This is a genomic window from Pseudotabrizicola algicola (assembly GCF_010915705.1).
Taxonomy (GTDB): domain Bacteria; phylum Pseudomonadota; class Alphaproteobacteria; order Rhodobacterales; family Rhodobacteraceae; genus Pseudotabrizicola; species Pseudotabrizicola algicola.
In genome coordinates, this window is record NZ_JAAIKE010000001.1 from 447,435 (window position 1) to 463,573 (window position 16,139).

Consider the following 16,139-nt stretch of genomic DNA (forward strand, 5'->3'; position numbering starts at 1 on the left):
AAGGCCCTGATGAAAAGGAAAAGTCCGATGGACAGTGTTGAGACAGAAGTGCGCGAAGGTGTGGATCGGGAAACGATCGAGACCGTGCAGGCCATGTCCGGCAAATACAAATACGGCTGGGAAACCGATATCGAGATGGATTATGCGCCGAAGGGCCTGTCCGAAGATATCGTGCGACTGATCAGCGCCAAGAATGAAGAACCGCAGTGGATGCTCGACTGGCGGCTGGCGGCCTATCGGCGCTGGGTGAAGATGGAAGAGCCGACCTGGGCTATGCTGTCCTATCCCGAGATCGACTATCAGGACCAGTATTACTACGCCAAACCCAAAAGCATGGCCGTCAAGCCCAAGTCGCTCGACGAGGTGGACCCGAAGCTGCTGGCCACCTACGCCAAGCTGGGTATCCCGTTGAAAGAGCAGGCGCTGCTGGCGGGCGTGGAAGCACCCGAGGGGGGCGAGCGCAAGGTGGCGGTCGATGCGGTGTTCGACTCGGTGTCCGTTGGCACCACCTTCAAGGCCGAACTGGCAAAGGCTGGGGTGATCTTCTGCTCGATTTCCGAGGCGGTGCGCGAACATCCGGAACTGGTGCAGAAGTATCTAGGCTCGGTTGTGCCGCAGTCCGACAACTTCTTTGCGACGCTGAATTCGGCCGTGTTCTCCGACGGCTCCTTCGTCTACATCCCGCCGGGCACCCGCTGCCCGATGGAGCTTTCGACCTATTTCCGCATCAACGCCGAGAACACCGGCCAGTTTGAACGCACGCTCATCATCTGCGACCGTGGCGGCTATGTGAGCTATCTTGAGGGCTGCACAGCGCCCAAGCGCGACACCCACCAGCTTCACGCCGCCGTGGTGGAAATCGTCATTCTGGAAGATGCAGAGGTCAAGTACTCGACCGTGCAGAACTGGTATCCGGGCGACGAGAACGGCAAGGGCGGCATCTACAACTTTGTCACCAAACGGGCCGATTGCCGCGAGGCGCGGGCCAAGGTGATGTGGACGCAGGTGGAAACTGGCTCGGCCATCACGTGGAAATACCCGTCCTGCATCCTGCGCGGCGATGACAGCCAGGGCGAATTCTATTCCATCGCCATCGCCAACAACGCCCAGCAGGCCGACACCGGCACCAAGATGATCCATTTGGGCAAGCGCACCAAATCGCGCATCGTCTCGAAAGGGATTTCGGCAGGCCGCGCGCAGAACACCTATCGCGGTCAGGTCAGCATGCACCCCAAGGCGGTGGACAGCCGCAACTACACCCAGTGCGACAGCTTGCTGATCGGCGACAAATGCGGCGCGCACACGGTGCCCTACATCGAGGTGCGCAACAACTCGTCCCGCGTCGAGCATGAGGCGACCACCTCCAAGGTGGATGAAGACCAGCTCTTCTACTGCCGCTCGCGCGGGATGGACGAGGAAGAGGCCGTGGCCTTGGTCGTGAACGGCTTCTGCAAGGATGTGCTGCAGGCGCTGCCGATGGAGTTTGCGATGGAAGCACAGGCGCTGGTGGCCATCTCGCTGGAAGGATCTGTCGGGTAAATCAACCATTTCAGGGATTTGGGCGATGATCGTCACAACCACGCATAACGTCGAAGGCTACCAGATCGCCGATTACAAGGGCATTGTGACCGGCGAGGCGATCATGGGCGCCAACATCGTGCGCGACCTGTTCGCCGGGATCACCGATATCATCGGGGGCCGGTCAGGGTCATATGAGGCCAAGCTGGCAGACGCGCGCGAAACCGCCTTGCGTGAAATGCAGGAACGCGCGTCCGAACTGGGGGCCAATGCTGTCGTGGGCGTGGATCTGGATTACGAGGTCATCGGCCAGATGCTGATGGTGTCCGCCTCGGGCACGGCGGTGCGCCTTGGTTAAACTGAAAGACCGCCCCATCGTGACCTTGCCGGAGGCGGAAGCCGAGGCTTTGGCACGTGCCTTGCGCAAGGCCAAGGTGGTGCTGGAATACGGCTCGGGCGGTTCGACGGTCATGGCGGCCGAGATGGGCAAGACGGTGTTCTCGGTCGAAAGCGACGCCGAATGGCTGGCCGGCATGAGCGCGTGGTTCAAAGCCCATCCGCCCAAGCAAAAGCTGGTCCTGCACCATGCCGACATCGGCCCGACGGGCAAATGGGGCATGCCGACAGGGCAGAGGGCGTTTCGCAAGTTTCCCGGCTATGCCCTTGATATCTGGGATCACCTCGAGTTTGAGCATCCCGATATGGTGCTGATCGACGGGCGCTTTCGCCCCGCCTGTCTGCTGGCCACCGCCTTTCGCATCACGCGGCCGGTGACGGTGCTGTTTGACGATTACGCCGACCGCGACCCCTACCATGCGATCGAAACGATGTTTCATCCCGTCAAGTTGCACGGGCGCATGGCCGAATTTCATCTGGAACCGACGCCGTTTCCCGCCGACAGACTGGCCTGGGTCATGGGGTGGTTTCTCAAACCGCAATAGGGCGCCTTGCGCCGTATCTGAATACCAAGAGGCCAGAAATGTTGGAAATCAAGAACCTGCACGTAAAACTTGAGGAAGAGGATAAGGTTATCCTCCGGGGCGTCGATCTGACCATCGGGGCAGGTGAGGTGCATGCCATCATGGGCCCGAACGGGTCGGGCAAATCCACGCTCTCCTATGTTCTGGCGGGACGCGAGGGCTATGAGGTCACCGAAGGCAGCGCCACGCTGGAAGGCGAGGAACTGCTGGAGATGGAGCCCGAAGAGCGCGCGGCGGCGGGGCTGTTTCTGGCCTTCCAGTATCCGGTCGAGATTCCGGGCGTGGGCAACATGACCTTCCTGCGCACTGCAGTGAACGCACAGCGCAAGGCCCGCGGCGAGGAGGAACTCTCCGCTGGCGATTTCCTCAAGATCGTGCGCGAAAAGGCCAAGACCCTCAAGATCGACAGCGAGATGCTCAAGCGTCCGGTCAACGTCGGCTTTTCGGGTGGCGAAAAGAAGCGCAACGAGATCCTCCAGATGGCCATGCTGGAACCCAAGATGTGCGTTCTGGACGAAACCGACTCGGGTCTTGACGTCGACGCGATGAAACTGGTGTCCGAAGGGGTGAACGCGCTGCGCGACCAAGGCCGGTCTTTCCTTGTCATCACGCACTATCAGCGGCTTCTGGACCATATCAAACCGGATTTCGTGCATATCATGGCGGCGGGCCGCATCATCAAATCGGGCGGTCCCGAACTGGCGCTCGAGGTGGAAACCAACGGCTACGCCGATCTGCTGGCGGAGGCGCAGTGATGGCGCTGGCCCAGGCAAAAACCGATACGCTGCGCGCGCGGACAGCGGATCTGTCTGCGGGCGGGTCCGGCTGGCTGGGTGCGGCGCGGCGCGATGCCGCGGCGCGTTTGGCCGCAATGGGCTTGCCCACAAAGCGCGATGAATACTGGCGCTACACCGATCCCGCCAGCCTGACCCAAGCCGCACCCATTCCCGCCGCGCTGTTTGACGCGGGCGACGAAGCTCCGGTGTTCGACGGGATCGAGGCGGTGAAGCTCGTCTTCGTCGACGGGGTCTTCGACGCGGGCCAGTCGGATGATCCGGCACTTGCCGGCGTCGAGATCACGCATCTTTCAGCGGTGGATGGCGTCGACATCCACTGGGCGCGCGACATTTACGGCGTGCTGGAAACGCGGGGCCAAATTCCGGTGCAGCGCCCGCTTGCCACGCTCAACACCGCCTACGCGACCGAAGGCTTCCTGATTCGCGCGACCGCCAAGGCGGAAAGGCCGGTCTCGTTCATCTATCTGCACCAGTCCGAAACCTCTGATGCGCTGATCCACCATTGCATCAAGATCGATCAGGGCGCCGAGCTGACCGTGCTGGAAAATGGCCCCGCCGCCGCGCGCGTCACCAAGGTGATGGAGGTCGAGGTTGCCGATGGTGCGCGCTTCCACCACATCCGCGCGCAGGGGCGCGACCATGAACGCCGCGCCGTGACCCATGTTTTCGCGCGGGTCGGGGCAGGGGCCTTGTTCAAGTCCTTCACCCTGACTGCCAACGGCTGCCTGACCCGCAACGAGCAGGTGATCGAACTGGTCGGCGATGATGGCGTGGCCCATGTCGCAGGCGCTGCGGTGGGCGATGGCACCTTCCACCATGATGACACCGTGTTCATGACCCACGAAGGCCTGCGCTGCGAAAGCCGTCAGGTCTTCAAGAAAGTGCTGATGAATGGGGCCGTCGGCGTGTTTCAGGGCAAGATTCTGGTCAAGCCCGGCGCACAGAAGACCGATGGCTACCAGATCAGCCAAAGCCTTCTGCTCGATGGCGACAGCCAGTTTCTGGCCAAGCCGGAGCTGGAAATCTATGCCGATGACGTGAAGTGCAGCCACGGCAGCACCTCTGGCGCGATTGATGAAACCGCGCTGTTCTATCTGCAGTCGCGGGGGGTACCAAAGCGGGTCGCGCAAAGCCTTCTGGTCCTTGCCTTTCTGGCGGAAGCCATCGGCGAGATCGAGGACGAGACGATTGCCGAGGATATCCGCAGCCGATTGGAAGGCTGGCTGCAACGCCACGAGCACTGATGTCGATCACCACCGATATCGTTGAATCCTGGCGGCGTCCGCGCGTCGTGGTGCGCAGGCATCTGGCGCGCGGCCAGTCCGAGCCCTTTGCCTTCGCGTTGCTGGCGTCGTTTCTGGTTCTGGCCTTCGTGGCACAATGGCCGGTCGCCTCGCGCGCGGCCTACGAGGATGGCGGCACGCCGGTGGCCCCGCGACTTCTCGCCATAGCGCTGGCGCTGTTGGCGACGGTGCCGCTGTGGTATGGGGTGGCAGCCCTCAGCCGGATCTTGGCGCGCGCGCTTGGCGGCAAGGGCAGCTGGTATGGCGCACGTATCGCGCTCTTCTGGTCGCTGGTGGCGGTCACGCCGCTGATGCTCTTGCAAGGGCTGGTGGCCGGAATGATCGGCCCTGGTCCGGGCCTTACGGCGGTCGGGGTGCTGGCTGGCGTGGCCTTCGTGGTTTTCTGGGGGCTTGCCCTGATCGAAGTGGAACGCTGAATGGACCTGTCGCTGTCAACCTTGCTGTCACTGGCGCGGTTCACCATGCAAAATCCGCGCGAAGGCGCACGTATGGTGATGCGGGCCAATCTGCCTATGGTGGCCCGCTGGGTGGCCTTGGCGCTGATGGCGGTGGCTTCGGCCATTCTGGCACATCTGGCCTTTGCGCTGATGCCGCTCGAGGTGCGTCAGGCGATGGCAGGGGCGATGGCCAGCCCGTTGACCAGCGCATTGATGCAGGGCGGGCTCATGCTGGGCGCGGTCTTTGTCATCCACTGGGTCGGGCGCTGGCGTGGCGGCGCGGGCCGCTTCGAGGATGCCCTGATCCTGATGGTCTGGCTTCAGTTCATCCTGCTGATCCTGCAAGTGCTGCAAATCGTCACGCAGGTGATCTTCCCGATTGCCTCGGTTCTGGTGGGCTATGCTTCGGTAGGCATTTTCCTGTGGCTTCTCAGTAACTTCGTGGCAGAACTTCATGGTTTCAGATCGGTGCTGATGACCTTTTTCGGCGTGCTGCTGACCTTGCTCGCCATCGGGTTCATCCTCGCACTGGTGTTGATCCCCTTCCTTGGCCCGGTGGCATGATGACGCTTGATATCGCAAAGATCCGCGCCGATTTCCCGATCCTGTCGCGGCAGGTCAACGGCAAACCCTTGGTCTATCTCGACAACGGGGCAAGCGCGCAAAAGCCGCAATGTGTGATCGATGCGGTGACAACGGCCTATTCGATGGAATATGCGAATGTGCACAGGGGCTTGCATTACCTTTCGAACCTTGCGACCGACAAATATGAAGCCGTGCGCGGCATCATCGCGCGGTTTCTGAATGCCGGCTCGGAAGACGAAATCGTCTTCACCACCGGCACGACCGAGGCAATCAACCTTGTCTCCTACGCATGGGCCGCGCCGCGGTTCGAGCCGGGTGATGAAATCGTGCTCAGCATCATGGAGCATCACGCCAACATCGTGCCGTGGCATTTCCTGCGCGAAAGGCAGGGCGTGGTGCTGAAATGGGTTGATTGTGATGCCAATGGCGATCTCGACCCGCAGGCGGTGATCGACGCCATCGGCCCGCGCACGAAACTGGTGGCGATCACCCATATGTCCAACGTGCTTGGCACTGTGGTGGATGTGGCCAGCATCTGCCATGCCGCGCGGGCGCGCGGGGTGGCCACGCTGGTCGACGGGTCGCAATCGGCCGTGCATATGCCGGTCGATGTGCAGGCGATCGGCTGTGATTTCTTTGCGATCACCGGCCATAAGCTATACGGACCAAGCGGTTCCGGCGCGATCTTCATCCGCCGTGACAGGATGGCGGAAATGCGGCCCTTCCTCGGGGGCGGCGATATGATCCGCGAAGTGACACGGGACAGCGTCAGCTATAACGACGCGCCGATGACCTTCGAGGCGGGCACGCCCGGCATCGTGCAGCAGACCGGCCTTGGCGTAGCGCTGACCTATCTGATGGACATCGGAATGGACAAGATTGCCGCGCAAGAACGCCGCCTGCGCGATTATGCGCAGCAGCGGCTTTCCGGCCTCAACTGGCTGAACATTCAGGGAAATTCGGCCAGCAAGGGCGCGATCTTCAGCTTCACGCTGAACGGCGCGGCCCATGCGCATGACATATCGACCATTCTCGACAAGCGCGGCATCGCCGTGCGCGCCGGCACACATTGCGCAATGCCCTTGATGGCGCATATGGGCGTGGGCGCAACCTGCCGCGCGTCTTTCGCCATGTATAACACCGAAGCCGAAGTGGATGCGCTGGTCAGCGCGCTGGAGTTCTGCCACGAGATTTTTGGCTAGGCACCGGTTTGGCAATTCCTTTCCCGTTGCAGGGCCGAGCCATCACCGTTATAGAACCTCACAGGCACCCATAGCTCAGCTGGATAGAGCGTTGCCCTCCGAAGGCAAAGGTCGCACGTTCGAATCGTGCTGGGTGCGCCAATCCCATGTTATGAGCTTCGACGCGGCAGGGCGCCGGTTGCTTGTTGCCATCCCGAGTGGCGTTTAGCCGCCAACCGTCTCGCCTTAGCGGTCATTTGCGGATTAAGTTGATATAATGCCGCTTTGGGGTATCCTGCCTTTACAGGGTGTTTTGGGTATTGGCGATCACGATGCAACGATCGGTGATGACGCGTCTTGCCTTGGGTTTTGTCGTGCTTTGCATGGCCGTGCCAGCCGCTTGGGCGGAGAAAAAGCTAAGCCCGCCAAAGAGCTATGTCTGCAGCGCCGAGCATGATATGTGTTTCTGCAAGTCGCAGCAGACCTGCAAGGACATGCTTGGCATGTGCAAGGACAGGACGATGGATTGCGCCGGAGATACCTGTTCCTGCACCCGCGCGCGTGTGTCGTTTGATCCAGTGGTCAAGCCGCCTGTCGCCAGGGGAGGTGCGGTCGATGGCAGCATTGGCAATTAGCGAGGGGCTACGGTGGTGCAGGGCGCTGCTGGCTGTGTGTTTCGGGCTGGCGTTGTTGTCCGCAACGGCCTTTGCCGAAAGCCAGGCCCCGCCGACGATTGGCAGCACCTGCACCAAGGTCAATTCTGTGGTGACCTGCACGTGCATCGGCCCGACGGCGTGCCGCATCATGCAAGATCAGCAATGCAAGGGCGGCACGTCGAAATGCTCCGGCAATACATGCAGTTGCGAGATGAAGCGGTCGGCGGCCTTGCCGGGGGCAGCAGGCCCGAAGGCAGGTGCCGCGCGTGCCGCAATCGGCGGGAATTAGGGGGCTGCAGAATGCGGGGGTTCAACAGATTCCTTGCCGTTCATGTGATGCTGATAGCCTGCCTGTTCGGCAGATTGGCCTTGGCCGAAGCGAATGCGCCGCTGGATGACCAGACCTATCGCTGTTCGGGCAATCCGGGGGCGGAAAGCTGTGTCTGCGCCGCGCCTGCAGCCTGCAAGGCCATGCTGGACCGCTGCAAGAATGCCAGCATGAACTGCATCGGCCCGGTCTGCACCTGTGACATGGCCAGAAAGCGGCCCGGTCTGACAGTTGGCGGCAAGCCGAAGCCGGGGGGCGCGATGCAACGGCCAGTGACAGAGTAAGCGGCCATGCCTGCGGACCATCGGCCTGATGTCTTGATTCCGATAATCCATATTATGTAATATATGGACGGGCAATCGGCTCAAAAATCGACGCGGGCCTAAACATATTCAAATCTTGATATGTTTTATCGGGGCCGCTATATCACCTCCAAAGCAGAGGTGTCTCATGGCCCGATATCTTCCCATCCTCGACTGGTTGCCACACTATGACCGCCCCACGTTCGGCGCGGATGTTCTGGCGGCGCTGATTGTCACGATCATGCTGATCCCGCAATCCTTGGCCTATGCGCTGCTGGCGGGACTTCCGGCCGAGGTCGGGCTTTACGCCTCGATCGCGCCGTTGCTGATCTATGCGGTCTTTGGCACCTCGCGCACGCTGGCAGTGGGTCCGGTTGCGGTGGTCAGCCTGATGACGGCGGCTGCGGTCGGACAGCTTGCGGCAACCGGCACGCCGGAATATCTGGGCGCGGCGATTGCGATGGCGGTGCTTTCGGGGCTGATGTTGCTGGCGATGGGCCTGCTGCGGCTTGGCTTCATCGCCAATTTTCTCAGCCATCCGGTCATTTCGGGCTTCATCAGCGCCTCGGCGGTGCTGATCGCCGTGGGTCAGCTTCCCGGCCTTCTGGGCATTTCCGCGTCCGGTCACACGCTGGCCGAAATCGCCCTCGGAATCGCGGCGGGCCTTGGCGGGGTGAACCCGTTCACGCTGATGATCGGCGGCTTTGCACTTGGGTTTCTGTGGTGGGCACGCACGCGGCTCAAGGGCAGCCTGCTGCGTCTGGGCGTCAAACCGGCGCTCGCCGGGGTGATCGTGCGCGCGGCTCCGGTGCTGACGGTGGCGCTGACGACAGCGGCGGCTTGGGCGCTGGAGCTTTCGGCACGCGGCGTGGCCCTGGTGGGCGAAATCCCGTCGGGTCTGCCCATGCCCGCGCTGCCACCGCTGGACACCGCGCTCTGGCAAGCCATCCTTCTGCCTGCCGCGCTGATCTCCTTGGTGGGCTATGTGGAAACCGTCTCGGTCGCGCAAACCCTTGCCGCCAAGCGCCGCCAGCGGATCGACCCGGACCAGGAGCTGGTGGCGCTGGGGGCTGCCAATATCGGGGCTGGCCTGTCGGGCGGTTTTCCGGTGACGGGCGGCTTTGCGCGTTCGGTGGTGAACTTCGACGCGGGGGCGCAGACGCCCGCCGCCGGGGCCTTCACCGCCATCGGCATGGCGCTGGCGACCCTCTTTCTGACCCCCCTGCTCTACCACCTGCCCAAGGCGACGCTGGCCGCCACCATCATCGTGGCCGTGCTGGGTCTGGTAGATCTGGCCTCGATCAAGCGGGTCTGGTCGGCCAACCGCGCCGATTTTGCGGCGATGGCGGTGACCATCGCGCTGACCTTGGGCCTCGGGGTGGAGGCGGGTATCGCCGCGGGTGTCGCCCTGTCGGTTCTGCTGCATCTTTACCGCACGTCAAAGCCGCATGTGGCCGTCATCGGTCAGGTGCAGGGCACCGAGCATTACCGCAACGTGCTGCGCCATGCCGTCACCACCGCGCCCGATGTGCTTGCCTTGCGCATTGACGAGGCGCTCTATTTCCCCAACGCCCGCTTTCTCGAGGACACGCTCCTGTCGGCCATCGCCGAAAACCAGCGCATCCGCCATGTGGTGCTCAACTGCGTTGCGGTGAATGACATCGACAGCAGCGCGGTCGAAAGCCTCGAGGCGAGCAATGCGCGGCTGCGCGACGCCGGGGTAAAGCTGCATCTGGCCGAGGTGAAAGGTCCGGTGATGGACCGCCTTCTGCGCACGCATTTCCTGCAGGACCTGACAGGCGCCGTGCATCTGACGATGTATGACGCGATGCAGGTGCTGGCGCCCGAACTGTCGCGCGCCACCCGCGATCTGCCGCGCTGCGAAACCGCGCGCGGCCAGACCGCGACCTAGACCGCAGCCTAGACTACGGCCAATTCGCGGAACGCGCGGCCTTCGACCATCCGGCTGGCTGACAGATCGGACAGATCGATCGTCTGCCAGCCGCCCGTAAGGATATGTTCGGCAATGCCGCGCCCCACGGCAGGCGATTGCTGCAACCCGTGGCCGGAAAACCCGTTGCACAGATGCAGGTTCTGCACCTCCGGATGCGGCCCCAGCACCGCGTTCTGGTCCAGCGTGTTGTAATCGTAATGCCCGACCCAGTGGCGCACCACCTTCACCGCATCAAAACCCGGCGCGCGGGCGTAAAGCTGCTCCCAGATCACCTCTTCGAACAGGTGCAGGTCGGGCTCGAAATCATCGGGCGCGCAGGGCCCGTCATCCTGCGGCACCGTCGCGGTGATCCAGTGGTTTTGCTCGGGGCGCAGGTAGAACCCGGCATCCACCAGCAAGGGCGCATCGGGGTGGCGCGCATTGGGCGCGTCGATCACAAAGACGGTGCGCTTGCGCGGCTCGATCGCCAAGGGCAGCCCTGCCATCCGGCAAACCTCGGCCGCACGCGTTCCGGCGGCGTTCACCGCATGGCGGCAGGCCACCTCGCCCGCGCGCTCCAGCACCACGCCGGCAACACGCCCCCCCGCCATCCGCAGGCCCGTCACACGGTCGGTGACAAAGCGCGCGCCCTGCGTCTTGGCCATGCTGCGGAACCCCGAAAGCAGGCCCATGTTGTCAAACCAGCCCTCTGCCTGCGGGCCAAAGCTGCCCGCCGTCAGATCGCCCACCTCCAGCCACGGATAGCGCGCCTTGATCTGGTCAGGCGACCAGACCTCGGTGGCAGCCCCATGATCGCGCTGCGTCTGCGCCACGTCGCGCAGCGTCTGCGCCCCGGCCTCGGTCTGCGACAGGAACAGATAGCCCTGTTCCTTCAGCCCCAGATCCAGCCCCATCCGCGCCTTGAAATCCCGGATGAACCCGATGCCAAAGCGCGAGATTTCCACATTCACCGCCGTGGTGAACTGCTGCCGGATCGAGGCCACCGACAGCGCGGTCGCGGCGCGGGCGAATGTCGGGTCCGGCTCGACCACCAGCACATCCAGCCCCGGTTGCATGAGCGTCAGCCAATACGCCACCGAAGACCCCATGACCGCGCCGCCGACGACAACCACATCCGCTTGCATTATTTGCCCTTTTCGGAATCACGCTCGTTTGACCGAAGCTCTGGCGGTGGTTAGAACAACTGTTACAGGTAAGAACAAGACGCGTTTAAGAGTGCAGGAATGACGAATGGTGTGCCGGCGGTTTTGCCACTGATCTCGCGGATGGCCGAAGCCTCCTCGATCGACGAGGTCTGGTGTTTGGCGACAGGATTTTTCGGCGGGCTTGGTTTCGGCCTTGCCAATTATGGCTTCACCCGCTTTCTGCACATGCGCAACGTGGGCGATCCGGATGACGCGATCTTCCTGACAACAGGCAGCGCCGGATATGCGCGATTCTATTTCCAGAACGGATTTTACGCCCGCACCCCCGTCTATCGCTGGGCGGTGTCCAACGTCGGGGCCTGCACATGGAAATGGGTGCGTGACGCCTTCGAGGCCGGACAGCTGACGCCCGATGAAATGGATGCAGTGCGGCAGAACGCCGCCATCGGCATCGTCGCGGGCGTCTCGATCAGCTTTCCCGAAAGCAACACCCGCTCCAAGGGCGCGCTCGGGCTGGTCGCCGATCCGGGCATCGGGACCGATCAGGTCGAGGCGATCTGGGAGCGTCACCGCGACGAGATCCAGGCCGTCGCCCATCTGATGCATCTCAAGATCATCACCCTGCCCCAGCCCAAGGCCAAGCGCAGCCTGACCGACCGCCAGAGACAGGCGCTCGAATGGGTGGCCGATGGCAAGACCACGCAGGATGTCGCGCTGCTGATGCAGGTTTCGGCGGCAATGGTGGAAAAGCACCTGCGCCTCGCGCGTGAGGCTTTGCAGGTTGAAACGACCACGCAAGCCGTTGCCAAGGCTTCACTTCTGAACATGATCTTCCAGCGCCACGACAGCGGCCCGAGGGTAGGGAAATCCTGACTTACGCTACGTCATCTCTTGGTGCAGAGTCACGGCGTTCCATGAGTGGTCGCCTTCGGGCAATGGAACGCCAAATGGCAGACGGTGCATTTTCACTGCCCTGACATCTGAGCTTGTGGTCGTCGGCGGGTCTTCCCTACCCGTCGGCTTTGTAATCTGCGTCGTGCGTCAATTACGGGCGCGTGTCACAGCCGGTGCCGCTTGCGTCTTTGGTCCTCATCCCCAGTAGGTGCAGCGCAAGCATGTGGCGGTGCGTCCAGACCAGGGCGCACCGCCTTTTCCTTGCCCGTTGGGCAGCTGCGGCCCCGCCCTGCCCCTCTGACGCCGCCCGGAATGCAAAGGGCGGCCCGAAGGCCGCCCTGTCACAAAGTCCCTTGCACAGGTGCCGAAAATCAGCCCTGAACCATTTTCGCGACTTCGGCCGCGAAATCTTCTTCTTTCTTTTCGATGCCTTCGCCAACCGCCACGCGGGCATAGCCGGTGATTTCAACGCCGGCCTCTTTGGCGGCCTGTTCGACGGTCAGATCGGGGTTGATCACGAAGGCTTGGCCCAGCAGCGTGTTCTCGGCCAGATACTTCTTCATGCGGCCCGGAATGATGTTCTGGGTGATGACGTTCTCCGGCTTCGGCTTGGCCGAAGAGGCGTTTTCTTCCAGCGCCTTGGCGGTCTGCACAGCCAGTTCACGCTCGACCACGGCCGGGTCCATCGTGGCTTCGGACAGCGACAGCGGGTTGGTCGCGGCGATGTGCATCGCGAACTGCTTGCCAATCGCCTGCGCCTTGTCGGCCGGGCCGTTCAGCGCGACCAGCACGCCGATCTTGCCCATGCCATCCGCAGCGGCATTGTGGACGTAGGACACGACGGTGCTGCCTTCCAGCAGGTGCATGCGGCGGAAGGTCATGTTCTCGCCGATGCGGGCAATCGCTTCCTGGATCACATCATCCACGGTCTTGCCGTTCAGATGCGCGGCCTTCACCACTTCGACCGAGTCGCCGGTGGTCAGCGCCACATTGGCCACATCGCGCACCAGAGCCTGGAAATCGGCGTTCTTGGCCACGAAGTCGGTTTCCGAGTTGATCTCGACAGCTACGCCGCGCCCATCGGCCACAGCCACGCCCACCAGACCTTCGGCGGCCACACGGTCGGCCTTCTTGGCGGCTTTCGCCAGACCCTTGGTGCGCAGCCAGTCGATCGAGGCCTGCATGTCACCGTTGTTCTCGGTCAGCGCCTTTTTCGCATCCATCATGCCTGCGCCGGTTGTCTCGCGCAGTTCTTTCACCATTGCAGCGGTGATTGTCATGGTCAGTCTCCTGAAATCCATAAAATGGGGTTGGCGGGGGTTATCCCCCCGCCATGTCACGATTTGACGACAGCCGATCAGGCTTCGATGGCTTCTTCGGCAGGTGCTTCGTCCAGCGCGCCGAGGTCGACACCGGCCGCGCCCAGTTGCGCCGACATGCCGTCAAGGGCTGCACGGGCGATCAGGTCGCAATACAGCGCGATCGCGCGCGAGGCGTCGTCGTTGCCGGGGATCACGTAATCCACGCCCTTGGGCGAGCAGTTGGTGTCGACCACGGCCACAACCGGAATGCCCAGCTTCTTGGCTTCGAGGATCGCCAGATCTTCCTTGCCCACATCGATGATGAAGATCAGGTCGGGCGTGCCGCCCATTTCGCGGATGCCGCCCAGCGACGCCTGCAGCTTGGCTTGGTCACGTTCCATGCCCAGACGCTCTTTCTTGGTCAGACCTTCGGCGCCGGCAGCCAGCTGCTCGTCGATCTGCTTCAGCCGCTGGATCGAGGCCGAGATGGTTTTCCAGTTGGTGAGCGTGCCGCCCAGCCAGCGGTGGTTCATGTAGAACTGCGCGCAACGCTCTGCGGCTTCGGCGATCGGCTTCTGGGCCTGACGCTTGGTGCCGACGAACAGGATGCGGCCGCCCTTGGCAACCGTGTCACGCACGACTTTCAGCGCCTGATCCAGCATCGGAACGGTCTGCGTCAGGTCGAGAATGTGAATGCCGTTACGGTCGCCGTAGATGTATTCGCCCATCTTCGGGTTCCAGCGCTGGGTCTGGTGGCCGTAGTGAACGCCAGCTTCCAGCAGCTGACGCATGGTAAATTCGGGGAGCGCCATGTCCAATATCCTTTTCCGGTTTGCGCCTCGGCAGATGGTCTCAGGGTTGCCCCCAACCGGTGGACCAGACGGGATTTCTCCCCGCCCAAGCCCGCACCTGCCTGTGAAGTGGCGCGTCGTTACCCCGACCACGCCGCAATGGCAAGCCCGAACCTTGTGCTGCAGCGCAGAAACACTACCTTGAGACCAACAAGGAGAGACGCATGCCCACCAAGATCAATCTGGCCCTGCAAGGCGGCGGCGCCCACGGTGCCTTCACATGGGGCGTGCTCGACCGTCTGCTCGACGATGACAGCATCGAGATCGCCGCCATTTCCGGCACCTCGGCTGGGGCGCTCAACGCGGCGGCGCTCAAGGCGGGCATGATCGCCGACGGGCGCAAGGGCGCCAAGGCAAGCCTTGCGCGGCTCTGGCGCGATGTGGCCCGCGTCGCCGATCTGCGCATCCCCGGCTGGATGCAGCCGATGGTGCCGGGCATGCAGGCACTCGGCCAGATCGCCCTCACACTCTCGCCCTTCTCGCCGCAGGGGATCGCCTCACAGCTTTACACGCCCTACGCCTGGGGGCCGGCATGGCGCAACCCGTTGGAGCGGATCGTGCGGCGGATGGATTTTCGCAACGTCTGCGCCAGCGCGGGGCCAAAGCTGTTTATCGGGGCGACGCGCGTCGACACAGGGCGCATCCGCATCTTTTCAGGCGACGAAATCTCGCCCGAGGCGCTGATGGCCTCGGCCTGTCTGCCTACCGTGTTTCAGGCGGTGGAAATCAATGGCAACGCTTACTGGGATGGCGGCTTTGCGGGCAATCCGGCGCTGTTCCCGCTCTATCAGCCCGATCTGCCAGATGACATCCTGATCGTCTCGATCAATCCTTTCGTGCGGGAAGGGGTGCCGAAAACCCCGATCGAGATCCAGAACCGCGTGAACGAGATCAGTTTCAACGCGGCACTCTTGGGCGAATTGCGCGCCGCCCATTTCGTGCGCCGCCTGGTCGCCGACGGGCGGCTGGCGCGCGGCAGCATGAAAGCGGTGCGCACCCATCTTGTCAGCGATGATGCCCTGATGACGGAAATGACCGGCAGCACCAAGATGTCGCCCTCGCCTGCCCTTCTGGCCCGGTTGCACAGCGCGGGCCACGCGGCGGCAGACGGCTTTCTGGCCGAACACCGCGCCAAGCTGGGTAAAGAGGCCAGCCTTGACCTTGGCGCTCTATTTGGCTGACGGATTCTGCACCACGATCCCGGCGGCATCCTTGCCGTTGGGATAGACCAGCCCCGCCGAGATGATCAGCTTGGCCGCATCCTCTACCTTCATGTCCAGATACACCACATCCCGCTCCGGCACATAGAGAAGGAAGCCCGACGTCGGGTTCGGCGTGGTCGGCAGAAAGACCGAGATCACATCCATATAGCCACTGTCATTCAGCTTGGCCTGCAATTCCCCCTTGGCGCGGGTCGAGACAAAACCGATAGCCCAGATATGTTCCTTGGGGTATTGCACCAGACAGGCGCGTTCAAAGCTGCTCTCGTTTTGCGAGAACACGGTTTCCGCAATCTGCTTCAACCCGTTGTAGATCGAGCGCACCACCGGCATCCGGTCGACCAGACCCTCGGCCCACAGCAGGAACTTGCGCCCGATAAAGCCCTTGCCCAGCCAGCCGACAAAGACGGTGAAGATCAGGAACACCACCACGCCGACCCCGCGCACCGGAATCGTGGCATCGGGGCCGAACCATTGCCGCACCAGCACGTCGGGCTTCCATGGTCCGGGGATCAGCGGCAGGATCCAGCCATCGATCCAGCCCACCACCGTCCAGATCAGATAGATGGTCAGCCCGATCGGCAGAACCACCACCAGACCCGTCAGAAAGGAAGACCGCAACCCGGCAAGCAGGCTGCGGCGTTTGTTTGGTGGCTGCGGTTCTGACATCGGTCCTCACTGGTCGC

At 62.7% G+C, this 16,139-nt stretch carries 17 protein-coding genes and 1 tRNA gene; 13 read left to right on the forward strand and 5 right to left on the reverse strand.

Annotation, left to right across the window (positions count from 1 at the left end; genetic code table 11):
* Positions 1–27 precede the first annotated feature (27 nt).
* From sufB to G3572_RS02195, 9 genes are all read left to right on the forward strand, one after another.
* Positions 28–1,539, forward strand: coding sequence for a Fe-S cluster assembly protein SufB (gene sufB / locus G3572_RS02155; protein ID WP_164609023.1), 1,512 nt, complete (start codon positions 28–30; stop codon positions 1,537–1,539).
* A gap of 25 nt (positions 1,540–1,564) precedes the next feature.
* Positions 1,565–1,876 (forward strand): YbjQ family protein, encoded by a 312-nt coding sequence (locus G3572_RS02160; RefSeq protein ID WP_164609024.1) that lies wholly within the window; start codon positions 1,565–1,567, stop codon positions 1,874–1,876.
* Entirely contained in the window at positions 1,869–2,459 is a 591-nt protein-coding gene (locus tag G3572_RS02165) for a hypothetical protein (RefSeq protein ID WP_164609025.1), read from the forward strand. Before G3572_RS02160 ends, G3572_RS02165 begins: the two co-directional genes overlap by 8 nt.
* Positions 2,460–2,497: 38 nt before the next feature.
* Positions 2,498–3,253 carry a Fe-S cluster assembly ATPase SufC gene (gene sufC, locus G3572_RS02170; protein WP_164609026.1) on the forward strand — a complete coding sequence of 252 codons (756 nt, stop codon included), beginning with the start codon at positions 2,498–2,500 and terminating at the stop codon, positions 3,251–3,253.
* Complete coding sequence (gene sufD / locus G3572_RS02175; protein WP_164609027.1) at positions 3,253–4,539, forward strand: Fe-S cluster assembly protein SufD; 1,287 nt, start codon at positions 3,253–3,255, stop codon at positions 4,537–4,539. The genes sufC and sufD overlap by 1 nt, the downstream gene beginning before the upstream one ends.
* Positions 4,539–5,015, forward strand: coding sequence for a YIP1 family protein (locus G3572_RS02180; protein WP_164609028.1), 477 nt, complete (start codon positions 4,539–4,541; stop codon positions 5,013–5,015). The genes sufD and G3572_RS02180 overlap by 1 nt, the downstream gene beginning before the upstream one ends.
* Complete coding sequence (locus G3572_RS02185; protein WP_164609029.1) at positions 5,016–5,600, forward strand: Yip1 family protein; 585 nt, start codon at positions 5,016–5,018, stop codon at positions 5,598–5,600. It abuts the gene before it with no gap.
* Complete coding sequence (locus tag G3572_RS02190; RefSeq protein WP_164609908.1) at positions 5,600–6,823, forward strand: cysteine desulfurase; 1,224 nt, start codon at positions 5,600–5,602, stop codon at positions 6,821–6,823. Before G3572_RS02185 ends, G3572_RS02190 begins: the two co-directional genes overlap by 1 nt.
* 64 nt (positions 6,824–6,887) lie before the next feature.
* A tRNA-Arg gene (locus G3572_RS02195) sits at positions 6,888–6,964 on the forward strand.
* A gap of 254 nt (positions 6,965–7,218) precedes the next feature.
* On the opposite strand, the gene G3572_RS02200 is transcribed toward G3572_RS02195, so the two are convergent.
* Positions 7,219–7,608: a hypothetical protein gene (locus G3572_RS02200; RefSeq protein WP_164609030.1), complete on the reverse strand. Its 390-nt coding sequence runs from the start codon at positions 7,606–7,608 to the stop codon at positions 7,219–7,221.
* Positions 7,609–7,758: 150 nt separating this feature from the next.
* Between G3572_RS02200 and G3572_RS02205 the strand changes: the two genes are divergently transcribed.
* Together G3572_RS02205 and G3572_RS02210 are read left to right on the forward strand one after the other, a co-directional pair.
* Positions 7,759–8,070 carry a hypothetical protein gene (locus G3572_RS02205; protein ID WP_164609031.1) on the forward strand — a complete coding sequence of 104 codons (312 nt, stop codon included), beginning with the start codon at positions 7,759–7,761 and terminating at the stop codon, positions 8,068–8,070.
* Positions 8,071–8,236: 166 nt separating this feature from the next.
* The gene (locus G3572_RS02210; protein WP_164609032.1) at positions 8,237–10,000 is read left to right on the forward strand and encodes a SulP family inorganic anion transporter; all 1,764 of its coding nucleotides are present in this window, start codon (positions 8,237–8,239) and stop codon (positions 9,998–10,000) included.
* Between the two features lie 8 nt (positions 10,001–10,008).
* On the opposite strand, the gene G3572_RS02215 is transcribed toward G3572_RS02210, so the two are convergent.
* Positions 10,009–11,166 (reverse strand): NAD(P)/FAD-dependent oxidoreductase, encoded by a 1,158-nt coding sequence (locus tag G3572_RS02215; protein ID WP_164609033.1) that lies wholly within the window; start codon positions 11,164–11,166, stop codon positions 10,009–10,011.
* 99 nt (positions 11,167–11,265) lie between these two features.
* On the opposite strand from G3572_RS02215, the gene G3572_RS02220 reads away from it, so the two are divergent.
* Positions 11,266–12,060, forward strand: coding sequence for a helix-turn-helix transcriptional regulator (locus G3572_RS02220; RefSeq protein WP_164609034.1), 795 nt, complete (start codon positions 11,266–11,268; stop codon positions 12,058–12,060).
* A 392-nt stretch (positions 12,061–12,452) separates the two neighbouring features.
* Here the strand turns inward: G3572_RS02220 and tsf are convergent, their stop codons facing one another.
* Positions 12,453–13,361, reverse strand: a complete 909-nt coding sequence (gene tsf, locus G3572_RS02225; RefSeq protein ID WP_164609035.1) for a translation elongation factor Ts — start codon at positions 13,359–13,361, stop codon at positions 12,453–12,455.
* Positions 13,362–13,438: 77 nt separating this feature from the next.
* A complete protein-coding gene (gene rpsB / locus G3572_RS02230; protein WP_164609036.1) occupies positions 13,439–14,194 on the reverse strand; it encodes a 30S ribosomal protein S2 in 756 nt (251 codons plus the stop codon).
* A gap of 203 nt (positions 14,195–14,397) precedes the next feature.
* On the opposite strand from rpsB, the gene G3572_RS02235 reads away from it, so the two are divergent.
* Positions 14,398–15,414, forward strand: coding sequence for a patatin-like phospholipase family protein (locus G3572_RS02235; RefSeq protein ID WP_164609037.1), 1,017 nt, complete (start codon positions 14,398–14,400; stop codon positions 15,412–15,414).
* Here G3572_RS02235 and G3572_RS02240 read toward each other — a convergent pair.
* Complete coding sequence (locus G3572_RS02240) at positions 15,403–16,122, reverse strand: DUF502 domain-containing protein (protein WP_164609038.1); 720 nt, start codon at positions 16,120–16,122, stop codon at positions 15,403–15,405. The genes G3572_RS02235 and G3572_RS02240 overlap by 12 nt on opposite strands.
* Between the last annotated feature and the right edge of the window lie 17 nt (positions 16,123–16,139).

Coding starts and splice junctions, on each gene's coding strand:
- G3572_RS02240 (WP_164609038.1), bottom strand. CDS start 16,122: ATGTCAGAACCGCAGCCACCAAACAAACGCCGCAGCCTGCTTGCCGGG.
- sufB (WP_164609023.1), top strand. CDS start 28: ATGGACAGTGTTGAGACAGAAGTGCGCGAAGGTGTGGATCGGGAAACG.
- G3572_RS02190 (WP_164609908.1), top strand. CDS start 5,600: ATGACGCTTGATATCGCAAAGATCCGCGCCGATTTCCCGATCCTGTCG.
- G3572_RS02205 (WP_164609031.1), top strand. CDS start 7,759: ATGCGGGGGTTCAACAGATTCCTTGCCGTTCATGTGATGCTGATAGCC.
- tsf (WP_164609035.1), bottom strand. CDS start 13,361: ATGACAATCACCGCTGCAATGGTGAAAGAACTGCGCGAGACAACCGGC.
- G3572_RS02220 (WP_164609034.1), top strand. CDS start 11,266: ATGACGAATGGTGTGCCGGCGGTTTTGCCACTGATCTCGCGGATGGCC.
- G3572_RS02185 (WP_164609029.1), top strand. CDS start 5,016: ATGGACCTGTCGCTGTCAACCTTGCTGTCACTGGCGCGGTTCACCATG.
- G3572_RS02235 (WP_164609037.1), top strand. CDS start 14,398: ATGCCCACCAAGATCAATCTGGCCCTGCAAGGCGGCGGCGCCCACGGT.
- G3572_RS02215 (WP_164609033.1), bottom strand. CDS start 11,166: ATGCAAGCGGATGTGGTTGTCGTCGGCGGCGCGGTCATGGGGTCTTCG.
- G3572_RS02200 (WP_164609030.1), bottom strand. CDS start 7,608: ATGATGCGGCACGCCGTCGGGCCGATGCACGTGCAGGTCACCACAGAA.
- rpsB (WP_164609036.1), bottom strand. CDS start 14,194: ATGGCGCTCCCCGAATTTACCATGCGTCAGCTGCTGGAAGCTGGCGTT.
- sufC (WP_164609026.1), top strand. CDS start 2,498: ATGTTGGAAATCAAGAACCTGCACGTAAAACTTGAGGAAGAGGATAAG.
- G3572_RS02180 (WP_164609028.1), top strand. CDS start 4,539: ATGTCGATCACCACCGATATCGTTGAATCCTGGCGGCGTCCGCGCGTC.
- G3572_RS02160 (WP_164609024.1), top strand. CDS start 1,565: ATGATCGTCACAACCACGCATAACGTCGAAGGCTACCAGATCGCCGAT.
- sufD (WP_164609027.1), top strand. CDS start 3,253: ATGGCGCTGGCCCAGGCAAAAACCGATACGCTGCGCGCGCGGACAGCG.
- G3572_RS02210 (WP_164609032.1), top strand. CDS start 8,237: ATGGCCCGATATCTTCCCATCCTCGACTGGTTGCCACACTATGACCGC.